Below are 21,182 nucleotides of genomic sequence, written 5' to 3'. Positions count from 1 at the left end.
TCGGGTCGCCGCCGTCGGGCGCACCCGACCCGAAGGTGCGCCCGACGGCGTTGCGGTCAGCCCTGCGGCGCACCCGGCGCGTGCTTCCTGTTCCAGCGGAGGCGTAGACGTTCCAGCCGCTGCCGGGCCTGGTCGTAGAGGACGCATAGCCGGTCGATGTCGTCACCGGCGCGCTGCACCCCACCCAGCGGGTTGGGCTTCCACCGCTGCTTGAGGCCGAGTTCGTTCTGCACCTGCACGAGCCGGTCGGCCAGGCTAGAGACGGTCTCCTCGATCTGGCGGCGCAGCTTCGCATCCTATTCCGTCGCCCCTACCGATGCCTGTTTCACCGGCCCGCACGCGCAATCAGGGTGCGGTGCCCTTGATATGAGAGAATGCGTGCAGGCCGGGCGGTTTTCCGGGATGCGCGCATTCCCCTGCGAGGCAGGTCAGGCGCTTGGGCGGGCGGGGGTGCGTGTGTTGCGACATCTGACCGAGCGGTGCTCGTGCTTGCGCGCTCTCTACACGCCGGCAGCGTCCTCGCCGATGTCCAATGCCAGGTCGGGTAGTCGGCTACTACCGGGCGGCGTCGACAGACGGTCTTGGCCTCCGTGATCGGCAACAGCGCCGGGCCGCTGTTGTCCACGGGGAAGAGCAACTCGGGGTTCTCGTCGCGGCAAATTGCGCGGTGACGCTATTTCGTGACTCGTCCCTCGTTTCAGGGGGGTGCTCCGTGAGGGTTCGCCGTGAATTCCACTTTCAATAACCCTATTCGGCCCTCGGGTCGCAAGCCACTGGTTCACGCGCGTCTCACCAATCCGATGCCCGTCCCGATGAGGCGGAGGTGGTCAGTCGTCCTGGTCGTGGTCGTCGATGGCGGGCGGCGCGACCTGGAACAGGATCTCCAGCACGGCGTCGCGCACCCCCGAGAACGGCGCGGCGTCGACCAGTCGCGCCCACTGCGTGTCGGTCAGCGGCCCACCGTTCAGGCCCTCTACCCAGCCCCAGGTCGCCTGGGCCGCGCTGCGCGGGGCCGGCATGTCCACCGGGTCGCCGCCCCGGTCGCGCAGCCCGTTGTGGGGAAAGTCGTTGCGCGGGTCCAGCGCGTTCTCGATCGCCTTCCACTCAGCGCTGCCGTTCGGCAGGCCGGCGTAGCGGCGGATCAGCTCACCAGTGCCGTCGCCCGGCCACAGGCCGATGTTGGACTCGCGCCGCATCTGGCGGCCGATGGTGAGCAGGTCACGCACCACGGGGTTTACCGGGGACCCCTCTCGTTTCGGGTCAGCAGGGTGTCATCGCGGGTCCACAGCCCGCGTTCGCGGTCGGGGGAAGTCGGGAGCCCGCAGGGCTCCCGACCGGGTCGGGCCAGTGGTCGCGGTCGTCGGGGATGCCCTGTTCCCGCTTGTAGGCGTGGCGACCGGCGGACAGGACGCCGTTGAGCCTTGCCATCGCCTCCATCGCCGTCGCGTGCTTGAGGGCGGGCTTGGTGAAGTCCGTGCCAGGCGCGCGCGGGTCGCGCAGTTTGAGCGCGTTGTCGGCCGCGCGGGCCATGTCCGACAACGCCTGGAGGGCGTCGCGCTTGGTCTGCGTGCAGGAGACGACAGCCTGTCCGAGGACCGTGCCGGCTGGCGTCTCGGACCTGAACGCGGCCGGGTCGAGGCCGATCTCGCGCAGGACGGCGTGGGCATTTTCGTCGAAGTACAAGTCCGGCTCGCTTTTCGTGAGGGTGGCTTCTTCCTTTGCAATTGAAGCCTATTCGACCGTCCGCGTGGAAGCTGGTTCTACCGTCCCGCACGCGCGATCAATGGTGTGCTAACTGCTATGAAAGCGTGACGCATCCGCCCGGCGCCCCGTCCGGACCGGACTGGCGGGATGGTGGTCGTCGATCCCGCAGCCCACCCGCGACTCGACCTGGCCCTCGAACTCACACACTGACACCACCGACGCGGGTCGACGTGCACGTCGGTCACCCATGCCGCCCGATGGGGATGACCTTTGACCCTTGTCCTCGTCGAGGTTGCCGCGCGTGGGGAGTGGGACGTCTCGGAAGCCGGCAGCGACGTGCGGCAACCGTTGGTGAACCACCGCACCGCACCGCGCCAACACTCCGGCAGACACGCCCGCGAGGTCCGCGCTACGCGCTGAAGGGCCACCCAGGTGGCGATCCGAGAAGGAGGGACGGCAGCTGTGCCGGCGCGGCGTGTAGAACGGCCTGTCGCCCGGTTGCGGGGCGTGGAACGCGCCGCGCGTCCAGGGCACGCCGCGGTCGCATCGCTGGCGTATACGTTCGTCGATGTGCGACGGGGAGGCGACGCCCGCGGTGTGCTTGCGCCGGGTCGCGTCGTCTCCGGACCGAGCCTGCTGTTCAAGGCGATCGGAGTCGGTTACGTACTTGACCGCTTCTACGGCTTTAGGTGGTCTGTGGTGGACGTTCTGGTGGCGCTTGTGACGACCGGGCGTATCGGTCGGGTGCGGGTGGGTATGTCGTTGTCGGAGGCGGAGGAGTTGTTGGGTCCGGGTCGGCCGCACCCGGCGATCGTGTTGTTCGGGTCGCGGGCGTCGGGTTATCCGTACCGCTGGGGTGACCTGGCGTTGAGCGTGTCGGATGGGCGTGTGGACAGCGTCGCGCTGGAACCGTCGGAGGCGATCGGGCGGGACGAGTTCCTGGAGGCCTTGCGGCGGTCGGGCACGTCGTTCGAGCCCTATCCCGAGCTGACCTTCGACGGGCAGGCCGCGTTCCGGGCCGGGGCAGGCGCGGTGCTCCTGTTCAGTTACCGCAGAGTCGCCGAGGGGTTCGGCACGGCCGGCTACTACCTGGTCCGGGCACGGGTGTGAGGCCTCCGGCGATCGGCCGCCTGCCCCGCTCGGGAACCGGCCCGAAACCCGCCGCGACCACACCGCGGCGACGCCCTCGAAAGACAGAGCAATCGGCGTCACGTCATGGGGCCCCGGCCCTGCAGACGGGCGGCTTGTTCGCGGGTCGGTGAAGTGCGCGTGGCGCGCGAAGGTGCGACAGCAACTGACCGGGGGCCGTGGCTGAAAGGAACCGTACGCGCGACGTCCCCGCCGCGATTGGTCATGGTGGCGTCACCGACGGTAGGAAAACACGAACCGGGGTGCTGACGGCGGCGAACCTGTCTCAGGCGCCGCTGTCCACGCCGTGACGGTCGGCGGCGCGCCGGGCGGTGGAGTCGGGTCCGACGGCCGGTTGTTCCCGTCGGTGCGATGCTCCCGCGGAGTCGAGGGCGACCGCTGTGCCGCCCTTGGCGTGTGGCGCGGTGACGACCCCGCAGGCCAGGGACGGCGAACTGGGTCGAAGCCGGCAGCCCCGTGGCGGCCAGGCAGAGGGACGGATTGCCGGGTGTCGCACCGAATCGCGGTGCGACACCCGGCAGCCCGCGCGTGCGATCAGCTTCGACCACATGCTGGCAGGTGCGCCCCGACCAGATCCGTGGCACTCTGGCTGTGGGACTCCGGCTCCCGCTCGATCAGCTCGTCCACCAGCGCCCCAGGGGCCATGTCGGCAACGTTGTCGAGCAAGAGTCGCCCGTCCGGGTCGAAGCACGGGATGGTGTCGTCGTCCTTGTTCAGCAGGTCGAGCAGTTCGCCGAGTCGGATGTAGCTGGTGTAGGTGACCGTGAAGGTCCACTCCACGCAAACCTCGGCGTCGAGGGGCAGCACCTGCGCGGGGTCTGCCGCAGTGTCGGAAACGGTAACGTGCTTCGATCGGGTCACTGTTGCTCCAGGTGTCCGAGTGGGATATGTTGGGATTTATCGCAACAATATAAAAATAGTTCGAATCGGGTCGGCGGGTATAACGGCGTTGGGTGTTGCGTCACGACGGCGCGACGTTCAACGGGGTTTCCGCTACCACCAAGCCGTCTCTCTGTTCCGCACCCACGGTCACATCCACCAGGTCGTGGACACCCTCGACAGCGTGGGCCACTCCCATGCCGCCTTCGGGCAACACATCCAAGCCCGCGCGATCTGGCGGGAGGCGTTCCGGCTCTACCGGGACCACGGCCGCGACACCGACGCCGAACGTGCCCGGCGACAACTCGACGACCTCGACTCGACGCCGACGTCGGTCAAGCCGTCACAGGACGCGATGGGAACGAGACCGGCGGGTGAGGCGGAGTCGTCGTGAGGATGCGGGGTCGCGCCCGTCGTGAACCGGGCCGCATCGACCGATCCCGCCCCGCCGTGCCTCCACGCTGGTCCAACAGAATCAGCATGTACGTGGCCATGACATGCTCTGGTACGGAGACGTTCGGCCGACGGGGATCAGGCGACCGAGCGCAGTAGTCGGACCTCGTGGTGGAGTTGTTGCACGTCGCCGGTGCCGCCGTGCCGTGCGGCCTGATCTTCCAGCGGCTTGAGGTGGTCGAGCAGCCTGGTCGACTGCACGGCGCGCACGGCGTGCAGGGCCTGTGTTCCGAGTTCGACGCCGGTGTCGAGGTCGCCTTCGGCGAGCAGGCAGGTGGCCAGCCAGGCGAGGTTGAACGCGCGTTGGCGGCCGTGCCCGACCGAGGTGCCGGCCAGGGCGCGGGTCAGGCGGGTGATGGCCTCCGCGCGGTGCCCGGGATCGATGAGGCCGAGTTGGCTGTGGACGCGGGCCGCGGCGGTGTCGAGGGCGACCTGGTCGAAGAAGCGGGTGAACCCACGATCGGCTTCGTGCGGGCCGGCGTGGGCGTACTCGTCCTCGGCGCGGCGCAACGCCGTGAGCGCCTGCCCCTGATCACCCTGGTGGGCGTAGGCGACGGCCTGGTTGGCGTGGAGGAACGCCACGGCCACTGTCGAGCGGGAGTCCTTGGCGGCGATCTCGCCGAGTTGGAACACCTTCAGCGCCTCGCCCGGGTCGCCGTTGTCCAACGGCACGCGGCCCAGGTGGTGCAGGACGATCGCGGTGTGGGCAGGGTCGCCGGCGTCCTGCGCGTCGCGCACGGCCTGACCGAGGTAGCGGCGGGCCTCGTCGGCCAGACCGAGGTCGTGGGCACTCCACCCGGCCAGCGTCTTGATCTCGGCGACCGCGGACAGCAGCCGGGCGCGCACCGTGTCGTCGCACCGGGCGTTCAACAGCGACTGGGCCCACCCAACGTGGGCCAGGATCGCATCGCGGCAGGAACCGCCGCCATGGGCGACGTCGAGCGCACGCAGCTTGGCGCTGACAGTGCGCACCTGCTCCACGTCGGTGGTGCCGACGTGCTCGGGCACCGGTGTCGACGCGGGCGTCACGGCCAGGAAGTCCAACTCCGCCGGGGTGAGCGCCGAGCCCACGACCAGCTTGCTGACCAGACCGAGAAAACCACGCCGTTCCATGAAGCCGTCCTCCGCACCGTGCGAACCAGATGACAAGGCACGCGCGACCGCGTCGTCGCTGTACGCCAAACCCAGGTACCCCCGGGGGATTTTCAGGCCGTCGGCGATGCGCTCCAGCACGTCGTATGCCTGGACCTGGCGCCCGTTGGTGATCGCCGAAATCTCCGACTGGCCCTGTCCCGTGCAGGCGGCGATCTGCCGTTGGGACACCCCGACCCGCCGTAAGAGCCGGTAGACCCGGCCGATGTCACGCCGGGAGAGGGCCTCGCGCATCTCGCGGCCGTGCCACACGACCGGGTCGATCGGCCGGTCGTCGCCGCTGCCGACGTTCATGGGCCCTCTCGCGGCTCGTTCACCGTCACCGTAGCGGCACCCGCGGCCGATGTACCGCCGGTGATCAGCCAAGCCGATCAGCCCTGCTGATCGGCGGGAGATCAGCGATGCGCGAGACCTTCTTGTCTTTCATCGGCCCATCGACGTGCGGCACCGTCGAGGACGTACCGCTTGACCTGCTGTGACGCTTCACCCGGAGGTGGACGCCGTGGTCACCGCGACACCGCACCCGAACGACGCGCTGCTGCTGCCCACCGGGGGTGAACTCCTGGGAGCCTTCGACGCCGACCACCCGACCGACGACCACCCCGTCCTGGTGGTGGTCACGATGCTGGCCCGCCGCCACCAGGAACGGGCCGAAGCACTCCGGACGATCCACGAGACGCAGGCAAGCGACGCCGTGCTTGCGGCCTGCTCCCAGGCCCTGGCGGACTGCGCACAAGCTCGCGCGACACTGATCGACCAGATCGACCGCTGGGCTGTCGAAACCGTGCCCGAACCTCCGACGGCAGCCCTGCTGCACAGCAAGACCCTGGGCTGGCCCGTCGACCGCATGGCCATGACCTGGGCGCACTGGCAGCAGTTGCACCGGGGTGCGCCCGCCGCGCATCGCTCAGGCTTGCCACGCACGCCGCGATGGACGAGGTCGCGGCCCTGTCCCACGTCTACGACGACCTGCTGGTCGACCTGCGCAACGGGCGACGTCGGCGGCCCGCCGCCCCGCCGGGAATTGCGGACCTGTAGTCGCCATGGCCATGGTCGAGCAGTGGCGCGCAATCGTGGCACTGGCCGTGGCCGTCGACAGCCCGCTGGGCCGAGCCGGCGGCGCTGTCGATGCCCTCGCCGCGCACCTGCCGCCGCCCGAAGAGCACGCCCGCTGTGCGGTGTGTCGGGATCAGCCATGGCCCTGCGGCCCGTTCGACAGCGCGGCCGCGACCTGACGGTTCTGGACATCCCGTCGGCTACCTCGTGCCGCGGGACCTTCACCCGGTCCTGTGGTCGCCCGCCCCCGCCTCCTTTGACCAGCAGACCTCGGACGTGCCCGGAGCCGCAGATGGATGAAGTCCTGACCGCCAGCCTGCACGGCGACATCACCGACCGCCTGGACTACCTCGAACGCCTGCTCGCCCTCGGCGACGACCACACCCGAGCGTCGATCCTGGCCAGCGAACTCCTGAAGCTGACGGCCACCGTGCGTGACCTGATCGAGCAGCACCGGCCCGACTCCCAGGGCCGCTGCCCCTGCCGCCCCTGGTGGCGACGCGGTCGCACCTCGAGCTGCCGGATCTGGGCCACCGCCCACCGGCACCTGATCGCCGTCGAGCCCGCCGTGCCCCCGACCGGCGCGGCCCGACACGCCACCCCCGCCGACCAGACAACGGGCGCACCGTCGGCGGGTTGCTAGAGGTGGGGGAACGTCCGCGGCGTTCCTCCACCTCCCGGACCACAGCACTGGTTGCGAAAGACGCAAGTTTCGACGGCCAAATCCGCGATAAGACAGGTAGAGGCAGCTCCACCGCAAGATTGCGGCCCGTGATTATGCCGATACGGTTCGACGGAATCCGACAGCCCGGAGCGTCAAGGAGCTTTTTTCACGTTCCAAGCCAAGCGCCATACACCTCAACCGCACGCGTAGCGATCGGAACCGCAGACTCCCGGACGTCGCGTGGAGTAGTCATTCCACTACGGTATGTACTCTCGCGTCTGCTTAGCGCGGCCCGCAACCACCATGAAGTACGACATCTAAGGACATTTCGTGACTGGAACGACGCCCGGTGAGCGAGCTACCCAGCTGCGCAACCAGACCGTCGATGCACTCAAGGAGGCAGGAACGATCGTCTCCGCCCGCGTCGAGGCCGTGATGCGAGCGGTTCCGCGTGAGTTCTTCGCTCCGGAGGCCGATCTCGAAGCGGTCTACGAGCCATGGAACGGGCTTGTGACGAAGCAGGACGATCGCGGGCGGGCGTTGAGTTCGCTGTCCGCCCCGGACGCGCAGGCGCACATGCTGGAGCAGGCACGGATCGAGCCCGGGATGAACGTGCTGGAGATCGGCTCCGGCGGGATGAACGCCGCCTACCTGTCCGAGATGGTCGGGCCGACCGGCCGGGTGACGACCGTCGACATCGACCGGTTCGTCACCGACCGGACCTCCCGGTTCCTCGAGCAGGCCGGATACTCGCGGGTCAACGTGGTGCTTGCGGACGCCGAGTACGGAGTGCCGGAACACGCGCCCTACGACCGCATCCTGGTCACTGTCGGGTCGTGGGACGTACCGCCGGCCTGGATTGACCAACTGGTGGACGGCGGCATGCTGGTGGTTCCGCTGAAGGTCATGGGGCTGATGCGCACCGTGGCCCTGGTACGCGAGAGTGATCGGCTGGTCAGCGAGTCGGCCCGGCTGTTCGGGTTTGTGCCGATGCAGGGCGCCGGTGCCCACGACAGCACCGAGCTGGTGCTGCGCGAGGGTGTCAGGCTGGTCTTCGACGAGCAGTCCCCGACCGACCTGTCGCGGCTGGACGGCGTGCTGAACCACGACCCGATCGTGGTGGACAGCGGGGCAGGGCTTCGCCTTGGTGAGCCGTGGGCGACCATGCAGATGTGGCTGGCCACCACCGTTCCCGGATTCTGCCGCATCATGGTCGACAGCAAGGCGAACGAGGCGTCACCCCGGCCGCTGGGCGGCATTTACACCGGCATGGCGGCCATCGACGACGCCAACCTGGCGTACGTGGCATCCCGCCGGCTCGGCGGGAAAGATCTCACGTTGGAGGTCCACGCCTACGGCCCGAATCCCGCCGGCTTGGCCGAGGTTGTCGCCGAACAGCTCCGCATCTGGGACCGCGACCACCGCGGCGGCCCAGGGCCGCAGTACCTCGTCTACCCGGCGTCGACCCCCGACGAGCAGTTGCCTGAGGCGGACTTCGTCGTCGGCAAGCGCCACAGCCGGGTCTTGATCTCTTGGCCGCGACCCGCGAACACGCTCGGCCAAGACACCCTGCAACACCCCAATCACCAGTAGAGGAGAACCGTGACCGTAGTAGCGATCGAGCCATCCGGCGGTGCGACAGCGCTCCTGGAAGTGCCCGTCGAGGACGAGTTCGAGCTGGACATCCGCCCGGTGCTCTCGCACCAGGCGACGCCGCACAGCAACGACTGCCCCACCGACGACGGGTGCGGCAACACCTGCTCCAACGGCGCGAGCGCGTGCACGTCGCAGAACAACAACCAGTTCTGATCAGCACTCCCTGCCGTCGCGGCGTCCCGCGGCGGCAGGGAGGCAGTGCGGTCGACATCGGATCGAGGGGACGATCGTGGAGTTGGCGGCAGGGTGGCAGTGGAATGGCGTAGGGCTACTGCGGGTCAGCACCGACCCCGGCGACCTGGACCTGCCGGATGACCTCGACCTTTCCGACGCTGCGTCATCCTCGGCGTGGATGAAGCGAGTGTGGGACCGCGACGACATCCGTATGGCGCTCACCGCGGTCAGCCCGGCGCTATGCCGCCAGATCGATGCCATCGTCGCCGCCTCCGGCCCCGACGCCTCCCGAGTCCGCCGCGCTGCCACCGCACTGGCCGCCTACTTGCTGCGTTGGCAACGGCGCTCGACACCTTTGGGTCCGCTTGCCGGCATCGGGCCCGCGAGAATCGGCAACCAGGCCAAGGTCCGAACCGGGGCCGCGCATCGCCTGTCGGTCCGCGCGGACAGCGGCTGGCTCGCCGAGGTGAGCGCGAGGCTGTTCCGCTGCCGAGAGCTTCTGGAGCGGCTGCCAGTGGTTGCGAACAACGCGACGTCCGTACGTGGCGGGCGGCTGGTCGTGCCCGGCATGGTGCCCCACGACACCCCGAGCGCCGAAGCGCTCACCGAGGTCTCGGTACGCGCCACGCGTCCCGCGATCGTGGCGCTGAAGGCCGCAGCCACACCGGTCATCTTCGGCGACCTCCGCCGGCAGTTGGCGGACAGGTTCCCGACGGCCACCTCCATTCAAGTCGACACAGTCCTGCACGGCCTGCTCGACCAGCAGTTCCTGATCACCGCGCTGCACATCCCGATGACAGAACCCAATGCGCTCGACGCGGTATGCGACGTGCTGCAAGCCGCCGACGCCGAGAACATCCCCGAGATCGCGCGCCTGGTCGCCGAGCTGTACGGGATCCGCGACGCACTGACCGGCGGTCCGGTTGCTGCCGTGCCCCCGGAGGTCGCCAACCGGATGACGGCGATCGCCCCGACAGGACGTACGCCGCTGCTGGTCGACACGATCGCCGACTGCGAGGCAGTGCTACCCGAGGCTGTGGCGCGCGAGGCCCGGGACGCCGTGGACGTGCTGTACCGACTTTCGCCCCACCTGGGCGGCTTCCCTGCTTGGCGGGAATACCAGACCGCGTTCCGAGCCAGGTATGGCACCGGCGCGCTGGTCCCGGTCCTTGACTTGGTCGCAGACAGCGGGCTGGGACTCCCGGCCGGCTACATCGGCTCCGGACGCGACCGCGGGCCCCGGCAGATGTCCGAGCGCGACGACAAGCTGCTGACCTTGGTCCAGCAGGCGAGCATGACCGGCGGCGAGATCGTCCTCACTGCCGACCTCGTCGAACACCTGGCTAGCGCACCGCTCGATCCGCAGCGGTTGCCGGGGCGCGCAGAGGTGGCCTTCAGCATCCGCGCCGGCAGTCCGGAGGAGATGGCAGCCGGGAGGTTCGTGCTGGAACTGACCGGTACCCCGCGTCCGGCCAGCAGCATGGCCGCAAGGACCGCTCATCTGCTTCCCGCGACCGACCTCGCCGAGATCCGCCGAACCTTCGAGGACACCGGACCGGACACCGTCCCAGCGCAACTGTCCTTCGCCCCGCGCTGGCGCCGCAGCGAGAACGTCGCCCGCACGAGCATGCTCGCCCCGGCCGTGATCCCGATCGCCGAGCACCGCACACCCGGTCCAGGCGTGATCGACCTTGCCGACCTCGCGGTGACCGCCGACGGCCCGGACCTCCACCTGATCCAGAGTTCCACCGGCAAGCGGGTCGTCCCACACGTCGCAAGCGCGCTGGAAGCCACCAACCACACCGCGCCGCTGGCCCGATTCCTGTCCGAAGTCGCCACCGCCTGCTTCCCGACCTATGGTGCCTTCGCGTTCGGCGCGGCCGGCGCGATGCCCTACCTGCCGCGCGTCCGCTACCGCCGCACCATCCTGTCACCGGCCCGCTGGCAGATCACAGCAGAGCAACTGCCCGCCCGCGGTGCCGCCTGGGAACTGTGGGACGCCGAGCTGTCGACATGGCTGACGCGCTGGAGGGTTCCCGACCACATCGCCGTAGTCGACCACGATCGCGTGCAGCCGATCGATCTCCGGCACCGTGCGCACCGGATGCTGTTGCGCGCACGCTTAAACCGCGGAGGCCGCCTGGAGTTGCGCGAGTGCGCCGCCCCAGCCGAACTGGCCTGGATCGGCCGCGCGCACGAGATCCTGCTGATCCTGTCCCGCACCAGGCAACCGAAGCCCACAGCACCGCGAGTCACGGCACCGATGCCCGTCGTGGATACCGCCGATCTCCATCTCCCGGCCGCATCGTCCATCCTCGCGCTGCGCCTGCACGCCCATCCCGACCGCTTCGACGAGATCATCACCGACCACCTGCCAGCGCTTCTCGACTCCTTCGGCCCGAACCCGCCGGCCTGGTGGTTCCACCGCCACCGGGACCTCAGCGACCATCGCGCCAGCCAGCATCTCGCGACCTTCCTGCACCTTGCCGACACACAGCGGTTCGCCGACGCCGCCGAGAACGCCGCAACCTGGGCAGGACGACTGCACCGCGTCCGCTTGGCCTCCGGCCTCACCCTCGCCGACTGGCAGCCGCCAACCGGACGCTACGGCCACGGCACCGCCCTGAACACCGCGCTGCACGCGTTCGCCGCCGACTCCGCCGCCGCCCTCACCCAAATCAAGGCCGCCCGCGTCACCGGACTTCCCCCAGACGCCATCGCCGCGGCGAGCTTCCTCGACCTCGCCACCGCCCTGGCGGGTGACCCCATCAGCGGGCGGGCATGGCTACTGCACGAAATCGATCAGACCAGCGGCCACCTCGACCCCGAACTACGCGACCACACCACCGCGCTGGCCGACCGCCTCGACCCACTGGCCGGCACAGAGGCAGGACAGGCCGTGATCCACGCCTGGAGCCTGCGAACGCACGCGATCGCCGACTATGCCGCAGCACTGTCGGAGCAACGAGACCCGATCACCGTGCTGAGGCCGCTGCTACACCTTCACCACCTGCGCGCCATCGGCACCCAGCCCGAGTCCGAAGCCGTCATCGGCCGCCTGGCCCGAATCCTCGCCCTGCGCCAGCAAGCCCACAGCAGGACCTCGCGATGACGACCCCCGCCAGCCTCGCCCACGCCGCCGAACACCACGCGCGGCTCCTGCACACCCCGCCGCCGAGCACACCGGGACAGGACTGGGCCGCGCAGAACCTCGCAACCGGCAGCGCCGGAATCGCCCTGGCCCACATCGAACGAGCCAGGGCAGGACTCGACAACTGGCGAACCGCGCACGCCCACATCCTGCACACCGCCGCCACACCCCTCAGCGACCACGACTCCGCCGCCCTGTTCCTCGGCGCACCGGCCCTGGTCTTCGTCCTGGACGCCGCCGCCGGCACCAGCGACCGCTACCGCAGCGGCCTGGCAGACCTGGACGCCCCGGTCGCCCGACTGGCCCACCGCCGAGTCCGCACCGCCCTGGCCCGCATCGACGCCGCGCGACCGGCCACGTTCGCCGAATACGACATCTTCTCCGGCCTGTCCGGACTCGGCGCGCTGCTCCTGCGACGCGATCCCGGCGGCAGCGCACTGGAACAGATCCTGAACTACCTGGTCGCGCTCACCCGGCCGCTGACCGTCGACGACGAAACCCTGCCCGGCTGGTGGGTAGGCCACGACCCGCACCGCACAACGCCGCCAGGACACCGCGGCCACGCCAACCTCGGCGCAGCACACGGCATCACCGGACCGCTGGCGCTGCTCGCCCAAGCGGCTCGCCGTGGCATCACCGTCGACGGCCACCACCAGGCGATCACCGACATCTGCCACTGGCTGGACCACTGGCAGCGCCTTGATGGCGACGAGCCATGGTGGCCCGAACACGTCGACATCACAGAACTGCGAACCGGGCGCACCCAGCAGACCGGGCCGACCCGGCCCAGCTGGTGCTACGGCACCCCCGGTATTGCCCGCGCCGGACAACTGGCCGCCATCGCCCTCGGCGACCACGCACTCCAAGACCACTACGAGGGCGCGTTGCTGGCGTGCCTCAGCAACGACACCCGGCTCGCGCGGCTCACCGACGCCGGGCTCTGCCACGGCCTCGCGGGCACCTTCCAAACCCTCTGGCGCGCCGCCGCCGACGCCGCCACCCCCGCCCTGCGCGAACAGGTGCCGTGCGTGGCCGGCGCATTGCTCGCCGCCGCAGCCCGACCCCATGCCCACGGTCCCGGCCTGCTCAACGGGACCGCCGGAACCGCCCTGGCGCTGCACACCGCCGCCACCGACACCGCTCCGACCTCCGGATGGGACGCATGCCTGCTCATCGACTGACCTGGACACCCTCCCCGGTCGAAGCCGCCATCTGGCGCGTCCTGGCCGGCGACGACCTCGACACCACCGCAGAGATGTCCGGCCTCGACCCCGAGGAATTGACGGCCGCGACGACCATCTACCGGCAGGCCGGGCACGACACCCTCTCCGCACACCGGGCCGACTCCTGGCACCAGGTCTACATCCGCTTCCACGACTGGACCCGCGCCGAGCACACCGCGGCAAGCCACCTGCTCCCAGCACTGACGCGCGCCGAACACAGCGGCGCGATCACCCAGTGGTGGTTCATGCGCAAACACCCCTGCTGGCGACTCCGGATACTTCCCGCCCACGGGCACGACACCCTCAGCGAACTCGCGACCACGCTCGACGACCTCACCGCAGCCGGCCACATCGACACTTGGTGGCCCGGTCTGTACGAAGCCGAGACCGCCGCCTTCGGCGGCCAGAACGCCATCGACGCCGGACACCACCTGTTCACCGCGGACAGCCGCGGCGTTCTGGAACTCGCGGCGGCAGGAGGAACCGGGCTGGGACGCAGGGAACTGTCCATCCTGCTGTGCGGAACGCTGATGCGCGACGGCGCCGCACTGGAATGGTACGAACGCGGCGACGTCTGGGACCGCGTCAGCGCCGAACGCCCCCTGCCCGCCGACATCGACAGCGACAGAATCGCGGCCATGGCGAGGACACTGAGAACCCTCGCCCTCGCCGACACCACCCCCGACGGACCACTGTTCGCCGCAGGAGGACCACTGGCCCCGCAATCCGGCTGGGCAGCGGCTTTCCGCGACACCGGCCACGACCTGGCCGACGCCAACCGTGCCGGACGCCTCACACGCGGACTTCGCGACGTCCTCAGCTACCACGTGATCTTCCACTGGAACCGACTCGGACTCACCGCCCGCACCCAGGCGATCCTCGCCCACTCCGCCCGCCACGCGATCCTCGGCCCCACCACACCATCGTCCTCGACCCCGCACCCCGCCTCGGCAACCCCGGTACCCACGCCGAGCCTGGATCAGGCCATCATCCGTTTTCCCCTGATCCACCAAGGCCGCCAGTTCTGCGGCGACCTGCCCGCACGCGTCGGACTCGTCGAAGAACACGCGACCAACAGCGCCCGCTACGACGACGTCGACAAGCGCATCAACGCCGCAGCCGCCGCCTGGAACCTCGCCGCCCTCATCGCCGCCGACTGCGACATCCCCAGCCTGGCCGAAGAACTGTGTGTCACACAGTTCGAGATCTTCCACCAGTCGTGGCCGCTGTCCGGCCGCCCCGCCATCGCCGGCCTGCAACCGCTGGTGAACCTCGCACGACTGGCCCAGCGCACCGGCGAACCCCAACACGCCTACGACGCTCTCGTCCGGATCGAACACGCCGTCGACTCCGGCGCCGCCGTTGGCATTGCGGGCCGGGAGATCCCGTTCACCGACTTCATCGCCCCAGGCGGCGACCACGGCACCGTCAAGGCATGGCTACGCCGAACACTGCGGGAAGACGGAACCCGCGCGCTCATCGCCGCGGGCGACTGGAAGAAGGCAGCAGACCACGCCTCCCACTACGACGACACGCCGGAGCTGCTGCATGAAGCACGCCAGACGCGCGTCATCGCCCTCGCCCGCGCGGGACACCGCGATGACGCGCTCCGCCTCATCGACTCCGCCACGACCACCCATCCGTGGCACCGCGCCATCGCCTCCTGCCTACGCGCGTACACGAACCTCACCGCCGGATACCACGACCCGACCACGACGAACACACTGATCACCAACGTCCAAACCGCCCGCACGGCAGCGGCCGACCCGGTCATGACGATGTTCCGCGTCCGGATCAGCCTCGCAGCCGCACACCTCGCCGCGGCAACCCATCGGCCCGAGGCCGACCTCCTGCGCGCCGAAGCCGCACAAGACGCTCACCGATCCGGCAACGCCTACGCGGCCCGCGAAGTGCTCGAGGACGACGCCTGCAGGCAATCCCCGCCATCACGCGATGTGACGACGCTGAAGAACCTCGTTGCATCCGCCGGACTACGACAAGGAACGATCCCAGAAGACCTTCGAAGGCGGCTGCATGCCGCTACCCACCAAGCTGCCGACGTCCTGGAACATGCCCTTACGTGAACCGAAGACCAGGGTCGCGAAGGTCGATGGGCTACGGTCTCGGCGTACCGTTCCCCGCGCCAGGGATTCCTCTTTCGTGGGCGGCCTCGGCCCGGACGGCATCGTGACCATGCCTGGCCTGTATCCGCCGACTCCGTCTCCTGGGCACAGCTGGCCTCGTCGGGCGCGCCCGCCGACTGCCGGTACCGGCACCGAGGACGGCCTCACCGCGCCACCGTGCCGCCAACTCGACCTGATCACCGCTGCGCACCGCGAAGCCCGGCGTCCCTGCCGGCGAGCGGTCTGAAGATCGTCCACATTGGATATAGTTCGCTGGTTTCACCTCTGTGGGTAAACGAAAGCGGACGGACTGGCCGCGTGGGTCCGGGATGATGTGGACCCATGAGCACCATGGTGGACGACTCAGGCTGGCTCGACGACCTCGACCGCACCGGCCGCGTCGGTGCCGACCATCGGTGACGTCCACTCACCGGCCGCCGATGACAGGTCCCAGCCCGGTGGACCGACGTCTCGCAGGTGGCGGCACGACAGCTGATGGCGCTGATCGACGGGCCGTGTGGATGACCGCGATCATCCGCTGAGCTGCCATACGATCGCCGGTGGCGACGCGAGTCCGGCGACGTCGGAGGGCGAGCGGTAACCCGCCGGATACGAAGGACCCCATGGTCGGGCTCGACGAGCGCGAGACCGACACCCCACGGTGAGCCCGACGCCGCGGGACTACCCAACGGTATTCGCGAGGTCGTCGCGCTGATCGTGTACGCCCCCGAACTGGGATCGGCTCGACGCCGCCGCCCGGCAGAACCAGGCTGGTGGCCCGGCAGACCGTGACCCATGCCACTGGACGGGCGCACCGACCGTCCAGGGCGAATCGTTCACCACGGGCGCGGTTCCCAAGGCTGCCCGGCCACAGGGCCGGTGACAGGGCACCAGAGCCGAGGGGTCGCTTCTGTCGGCCTCCTGTGGGTCCGGGGCGCGGCCATAGGGATCGCTGGCGGTCCGGGAGGGTCGCCGTAGCGTCAGACTCGGCCGAGGCCTCGCGCGGCCTGTCACGCACTGCCACCGCTTCGGGTGCCGACGTCACGTCGGGTTCCGCCGCGTCGTCGGTCGCTGATCACCCGGACGGCCCTGGAGATCGGCTGGCCGGAGCGCGCGACATGTGAGCGCTGGCGCACGGTGCGGGCCCGGCCACAACGTAGTCGCGGCTGGTGAAGGCACGGAAGGGATTGCGTCACCCGCATGGCGGCTGTGAGGAGTGGTGTGGACGGGCGAGGTCTGCTGTGGGTGATCTTCGGTGGGCTGGTCGGGGTTCCCGGGCGACAAGGGTGATCACTCGGGCGGGTGGTCTTCCACGTGCACCCATTTTTGGCACAAGCGGCGTCGCCGCTGGTCCTAGCCTCGCGACATGGCAGGTAGTCATGACCGGGTGTGCCGCTGCGCGAGCGGTGGTGGGGTGCGACCGCAATCGGTGTGCCGGAGGCGGTGGAGCTGCTGGGGTGCGGCGACGTGTCGGTTGGGGTGGCGTTCGGACCCGAACTGGCAGCGGCGGTGCAGGGTGTCCTGTGGCGACGGAGCGGTCGCCGAAGCGTCGGCGACGTTGGTGGCGCGGGCCACCGCTGCGGCGGCGGCCGTGGGAGTGGTCGTCTCACTGCGGTAACCAGGGCATCCAGTGCCAGACGCGGCTCTGTGATCGTCACGATCACACTTACGTGCGTCCTTCGTTCGGCTGATATGTCACCAGATGCCATCTGGTGCGACGACAAGAACAACGATTCCATGGACACCGCCGATCGCGGCGCGGTCACCCCCTCACCGCGCCGCACCGGGCAACAACTGCGGCGCCGTAGTGCCTGATCGCTCACGAATGGATAAGGGAGGCCATTATTGGCTTGGACGGGTGACAGCGGGTCAACGAGTTTCGGCGTGGCTCGTTGGTAGGGCTCCGGTCACGGTGTCTGGCTCCAGGTTTCGAGCTGGTCTTCTGCTACTCGCGGCGTCACCCCCGACACGGATCCGGTCGGGGGTGGAGGACCCCTCAAGGTCCACTCCGGCCGAGGAGGGCAGGGCGACCACTCGTTGAACCAGGAACAGGATGCCCAGGATCGGCTACCGCGATGGTGGTCCCGGGCACGAGCAGTCCAGGCGATTGATCATCTGGCGGTCGGTCTGGAAGTGGTGACCCTGACGGGTCCCGCTCTGACCGACGGAAGCCCGGTGATTTACGCGATCACCGGGCTTCTCGGTCTCGGTCTCCACTTAGCGGGCAAACGACTGCGCAAGCGGTAGACGATCCGACGCCGGCGGCCGGGAGGCTCACGGGGGCATGACCTGTGGTCCAGCTTCTCGGCCGTTGGCGCTTCCGACGGAAGTTCCCTCGTCCGGGCTTACTGCTCGCTGTATCACCTTGCGGCAGCCGACATCGCCGTCGCGCCTACGAAACCGGCCTGACTTGGGGGAATGCCGTGAAGGCGTGGAATGCGACGACCGTCCGATCGTTGGATCCGGCATTGCCCGATTGCGATCTATCGCCATTCCGAACAGTATGGAATCAATCGCTGGCTAGTACGTTCCGTGCGAGCTGGCATCCGTCAAAGCCGGACGGAGCGTCGATCATGTGCGGTACAAGAGCATCTATGGGGCTGTGGCAACCCACCGCATCCCGACCCATCCGCCCGAGGGAGACCGGATGGCAGCAGCGATCATGCCGATGCCCGGGACCGAGTCCGGGCGCTCTCCGCCGATCCACTGCCGCGAAAGGCCGGCGGCGGAGTATCTAGTCGCCACAACGCTTCACGGGGACGTTTCGGATCCCAAATGCGCTGGCTGAGGAGCGCTTTGGCGAGGAAAGCGTACACGCAGTCCCAGCGGCCTACGACCGCGGAGCGCATGGTCCGGCATTCGGGCACACGCGCACAAATGGTCTGGAATACCCCGGCAAGGAACTGCGCTAGAACGGCTTCACCTCGCCCCGAGCGCGATGCCCGAGGAACGGGTCCGGTAGCGAGCGTTCAACATGGTCCTGGGTGGCCGCTGTCGCCCAGGACGACAGCAGCGTCTTCAGCGGCCTTATCTGGGAAATGCGGGTCCTCGACGCTGCGCACCTCCTATCCAGAGGCCACGACTCCAGCTCACCAGCGGCCCTTGGTGGCCGAAGTCGCCAAGGGCGACACCGTCTTCGGCATCCGCCGGCTTCGCACAGGCGCGTTCGCGCTGCTGAAGGTGCCTGCTCAATGGGCCACGCCGATCCCTCTCCGGTCTTCGGAAGGACGGCCCGCCCTTGCTGGCAGGTCGAGCAGCTTCAAGTCATAGCGGCGCTGACGGACAACTGGGCTGGGGACGCGATCACTTCGCAGGTGTGCGGGGTGAGCAGGCTGGAATCGGGCGCGGCAGGGGGACGGTATAGAACGGAATAGGACGTAACGGGTGGTGTAGCTGTGCCGGGGCAGCCCCGGCACAGCTACACCACCCCTGCCCCGGCGTAGTTGCGTCACCGGTGGCGATCTGCCGGGGGTGGCAACCCGCCGGGGGTGTGGACAACCCGTGTGGGCGGCGGCCGGCATGAGCCCGCACCGGTGTTCGGCACGAGCGAATTCCACCGACCGAAAACACCTGCGTCCCACTCGGCTCGATGTCGATGTCGATGTCGATGTTCCATCAACCGAAAATTTTGACTTCCCCTCCGATCGATGTGAGGATGCCCAACGGGAAACGGAGGTGTGTAACGAGTGACGTCGACGAAAACCGGAACCCAGCCGACATTGGGAACACCACTTCATGTGCGCCACCCAATTCATCGGCGCGCCAGGACTGTGCCCGTTCTCTTCGTGCGACACACCCTCTCGCCATTCGGTCAACGCCCGGGACTGGTCCGTATGAGTATTCGTGTCATGACGTGGGCGTGGGAGAAGGCGCCGGTGGCCGGTACGGAACTGCTTCTCGTGTTGGCCATCGCTGATTCAGCCGACGATGACGGCCGCAACGCGTGGCCGTCGATCGCCGACTTGGCCCAGAAGACGAGGTTGAACGAGCGCACGGTGCAACGCCTGCTGAAACGGCTCGCGCGCGACGGCCACATCACGATCGAGCCGGTCGGCGGTCGGCGGCGCAACCGCTACGCCATCGCGATGTCGACCACGCCGACAGCACCACCGCCTCTGCCGACATCACCTCCTCACCCCCACGGTCGGCGGAAGCCCCGCAGGATCGAAAGGGGCGGTGTGGACTGGCCCGCCTGGTGCGGACGCTGCGACGGTGAAGCGCCGCACGAGCGGTACGTCGACGACGGAACCGGCACCCTCATCCCCTGCTCACGGTGCCACCTCAAGGGCCGAGGGCAACCCGCCGGGTGACCCGAGTTCCGGGCAGGTGTTGGGTTCTGTTCGAACGATCACTGTCGCCGGCACCGGCGGAGGCTCCGTGATCTCGGTGTCGTCCGTCGACTGCGAGGCGCTTGTGTGGACTTCCACAACTCCATCAGGCAGAACCACACACGTACGAGACGCCTCCCTATGCTGACCGAGCCTGACTACGAGCGTTCGGAGAAGTGCCTGCGGTGATGTTGGGCCTTCTCGCACAACAGCCGCATCCGGGCCGGTTCCATTCCGACCGTGATGGCAGCGTCCACCAGGTTCGTGAGGCGATGGTCCGCGTCGGGTTGGGTGCTTTGCGCGCGGTCGATCGCGATCCGCGCGAGTGTGCCGTCGCCACGTACGTAGGCGGAGATGGCTGCCAGAGAGGCCGCCTCCGCGCAGGCCGCATCGGGCAGTCGTCGGGTGAGTTCCAGCCACAGTCGCTCCGCGGTGACGGCGTGTTCGCCAAGCGCGAGTTCCAGGCACCAGTCCCGTACCTCGTGGTCGGTCAGCGCGACGCCCATCTCGACGATCTCGGCATCGGTCAACGGCTCGACCCTGGTGGCGGCACGTTCCACCTGATGGAGGATCGCCCGGTACCGCTGCTCCATCACCTTCGGCCGCTCTGGCTCCGCGTCTTCGTCGAACGCGGACCCGAGTGCGTCGTGGTACATGCGCGCACGGCGGTCGAGGTCCTCCCGCGGGTCGGCTCGCACGAGGTCGATCAGGTCCTCACGGTCGGCGCGGGTGACCATGCCCTGGAGCACCATCGCCAGGTGCAGCGGAGACGCGTCGGGGTCGGGCACCCGCCCGGTGGCTCGGTGTTCTCCGTACTCGAACCATCGGGCCTGCGAGGCGATCCCCGGGACACCGACAGCGCGGATACCGAACCCGACACGGGCGGCACCGGCCGTCATCTCCCGGACGAGCGGCGCATGGAGCCCGCCCGGCACGGACGTCTCGTCGTCTCCGACGATCACCACGAAAAGCTTTCGCGCCGCCCGGTCCCGCGTCAGCCTCCCGTACAACTCGCCCACGACACGGCGATGGTGCCCACTTTCCGGGAGGTCGACCCGGTACGTTGCCAGGATCAGGTCCTGGTCGTCGAGGATAACGAGCACCAGGGAGTCCTTGGGGTAGAAGCCGATCAGGTGCGGGATCGCGGCCAGTACGTGCCCCACGTCCAATGCGGGCCGCCACGTCGCGGCGTGGTCGTCGAACCCGGTTGTGTCGCTCATGAGCGTTCACCTCTCGTGTCGGTCACCGGCACGCGGCCACACGTAACCCACCGCTCTATCCGCAGTGGACTCCGTCTCGCGGGACCTGTTGACGCGCTCGGTGGTTCCGGCTTCGCCGGACTGGAAGGTCGGCGTGGTTCGCCGCCGGGGTCGGATCACAGGGTGGGGTGGGTGGGGGCGAACGCTGTTGGTTCGCCCCCACCCACCCCACCCCCTTGGGCCCCCGGGGGGGGGGGGCCCCCCCCCCCCC

General features: G+C 69.0%; 17 protein-coding genes and 1 pseudogene. 11 read left to right on the top strand and 7 right to left on the bottom strand.

Translation table 11 applies throughout. From position 1 onward, the window contains the following. Positions 1–56: 56 nt before the first annotated feature. The 3 genes from KZQ38_RS34445 to KZQ38_RS34430 form a co-directional block, all read right to left on the bottom strand. On the bottom strand, positions 57–239 hold the full coding sequence (locus tag KZQ38_RS34445) for a hypothetical protein (RefSeq protein ID WP_219448214.1): 183 nt from the start codon (positions 237–239) through the stop codon (positions 57–59). A gap of 588 nt (positions 240–827) precedes the next feature. Continuing rightward, entirely contained in the window at positions 828–1,229 is a 402-nt protein-coding gene (locus KZQ38_RS34435) for a hypothetical protein (RefSeq protein ID WP_219448213.1), read from the bottom strand. Positions 1,230–1,260: 31 nt separating this feature from the next. Next, the gene (locus tag KZQ38_RS34430; protein ID WP_219448212.1) at positions 1,261–1,683 is read right to left on the bottom strand and encodes a hypothetical protein; all 423 of its coding nucleotides are present in this window, start codon (positions 1,681–1,683) and stop codon (positions 1,261–1,263) included. A gap of 720 nt (positions 1,684–2,403) precedes the next feature. On the opposite strand from KZQ38_RS34430, the gene KZQ38_RS34425 reads away from it, so the two are divergent. Next, positions 2,404–2,814, top strand: a complete 411-nt coding sequence (locus tag KZQ38_RS34425) for a hypothetical protein (RefSeq protein WP_219448211.1) — start codon at positions 2,404–2,406, stop codon at positions 2,812–2,814. A 573-nt stretch (positions 2,815–3,387) separates the two neighbouring features. Here the strand turns inward: KZQ38_RS34425 and KZQ38_RS34420 are convergent. Beyond that, complete coding sequence (locus tag KZQ38_RS34420) at positions 3,388–3,714, bottom strand: hypothetical protein (protein ID WP_219448210.1); 327 nt, start codon at positions 3,712–3,714, stop codon at positions 3,388–3,390. Positions 3,715–3,898: 184 nt separating this feature from the next. Between KZQ38_RS34420 and KZQ38_RS34415 the strand changes: the two genes are divergently transcribed. Then, positions 3,899–4,126 (top strand): hypothetical protein, encoded by a 228-nt coding sequence (locus KZQ38_RS34415; RefSeq protein WP_219448209.1) that lies wholly within the window; start codon positions 3,899–3,901, stop codon positions 4,124–4,126. Between the two features lie 137 nt (positions 4,127–4,263). On the opposite strand, the gene KZQ38_RS34410 is transcribed toward KZQ38_RS34415, so the two are convergent. Together KZQ38_RS34410 and KZQ38_RS36775 are read right to left on the bottom strand one after the other, a co-directional pair. Next, entirely contained in the window at positions 4,264–5,631 is a 1,368-nt protein-coding gene (locus tag KZQ38_RS34410; protein ID WP_219448208.1) for a helix-turn-helix domain-containing protein, read from the bottom strand. A gap of 64 nt (positions 5,632–5,695) precedes the next feature. Next, complete coding sequence (locus KZQ38_RS36775; RefSeq protein WP_257902922.1) at positions 5,696–6,010, bottom strand: hypothetical protein; 315 nt, start codon at positions 6,008–6,010, stop codon at positions 5,696–5,698. Between KZQ38_RS36775 and KZQ38_RS37565 the strand changes: the two are divergent. From KZQ38_RS37565 to KZQ38_RS34375, 9 genes and pseudogenes are all read left to right on the top strand, one after another. Further along, positions 5,960–6,163, top strand: a pseudogene (locus tag KZQ38_RS37565) (DUF4254 domain-containing protein); the annotation flags it as partial. The gene KZQ38_RS36775 and the pseudogene KZQ38_RS37565 sit on opposite strands and share 51 nt — an antisense overlap. 217 nt (positions 6,164–6,380) lie before the next feature. Beyond that, positions 6,381–6,572, top strand: a complete 192-nt coding sequence (locus tag KZQ38_RS36770) for a hypothetical protein (protein ID WP_257902921.1) — start codon at positions 6,381–6,383, stop codon at positions 6,570–6,572. A 113-nt stretch (positions 6,573–6,685) separates the two neighbouring features. Further along, positions 6,686–7,036 (top strand): hypothetical protein, encoded by a 351-nt coding sequence (locus tag KZQ38_RS36765; protein ID WP_257902920.1) that lies wholly within the window; start codon positions 6,686–6,688, stop codon positions 7,034–7,036. Positions 7,037–7,387: 351 nt separating this feature from the next. Further along, positions 7,388–8,650, top strand: a complete 1,263-nt coding sequence (gene fxlM / locus KZQ38_RS34400; protein ID WP_219448206.1) for a methyltransferase, FxLD system — start codon at positions 7,388–7,390, stop codon at positions 8,648–8,650. 9 nt (positions 8,651–8,659) lie between these two features. Then, positions 8,660–8,866 carry an FxLD family lanthipeptide gene (locus KZQ38_RS37380; RefSeq protein ID WP_219448205.1) on the top strand — a complete coding sequence of 69 codons (207 nt, stop codon included), beginning with the start codon at positions 8,660–8,662 and terminating at the stop codon, positions 8,864–8,866. Positions 8,867–8,942: 76 nt separating this feature from the next. Next, entirely contained in the window at positions 8,943–11,999 is a 3,057-nt protein-coding gene (locus tag KZQ38_RS34390) for a lantibiotic dehydratase (protein WP_219448204.1), read from the top strand. Continuing rightward, positions 11,996–13,219: a lanthionine synthetase C family protein gene (locus tag KZQ38_RS34385; protein ID WP_219448203.1), complete on the top strand. Its 1,224-nt coding sequence runs from the start codon at positions 11,996–11,998 to the stop codon at positions 13,217–13,219. Before KZQ38_RS34390 ends, KZQ38_RS34385 begins: the two co-directional genes overlap by 4 nt. Then, entirely contained in the window at positions 13,201–15,345 is a 2,145-nt protein-coding gene (locus tag KZQ38_RS34380; RefSeq protein WP_219448202.1) for a thiopeptide-type bacteriocin biosynthesis protein, read from the top strand. Before KZQ38_RS34385 ends, KZQ38_RS34380 begins: the two co-directional genes overlap by 19 nt. A gap of 3,887 nt (positions 15,346–19,232) precedes the next feature. Next, positions 19,233–19,694 (top strand): helix-turn-helix domain-containing protein, encoded by a 462-nt coding sequence (locus KZQ38_RS34375; RefSeq protein ID WP_219448201.1) that lies wholly within the window; start codon positions 19,233–19,235, stop codon positions 19,692–19,694. 176 nt (positions 19,695–19,870) lie between these two features. On the opposite strand, the gene KZQ38_RS34370 is transcribed toward KZQ38_RS34375, so the two are convergent. Further along, a complete protein-coding gene (locus tag KZQ38_RS34370; protein WP_219448200.1) occupies positions 19,871–20,932 on the bottom strand; it encodes a DUF4192 domain-containing protein in 1,062 nt (353 codons plus the stop codon). Positions 20,933–21,182 lie beyond the last annotated feature (250 nt).

Origin of the sequence: Saccharothrix obliqua, assembly GCF_019375475.1 — a bacterium.
In the GTDB taxonomy this organism is placed as follows: domain Bacteria; phylum Actinomycetota; class Actinomycetes; order Mycobacteriales; family Pseudonocardiaceae; genus Actinosynnema; species Actinosynnema obliqua.
The sequence above is the reverse complement of the archived record's forward strand: the minus strand, read 5'-3'. Positions and strand labels throughout refer to the sequence as shown.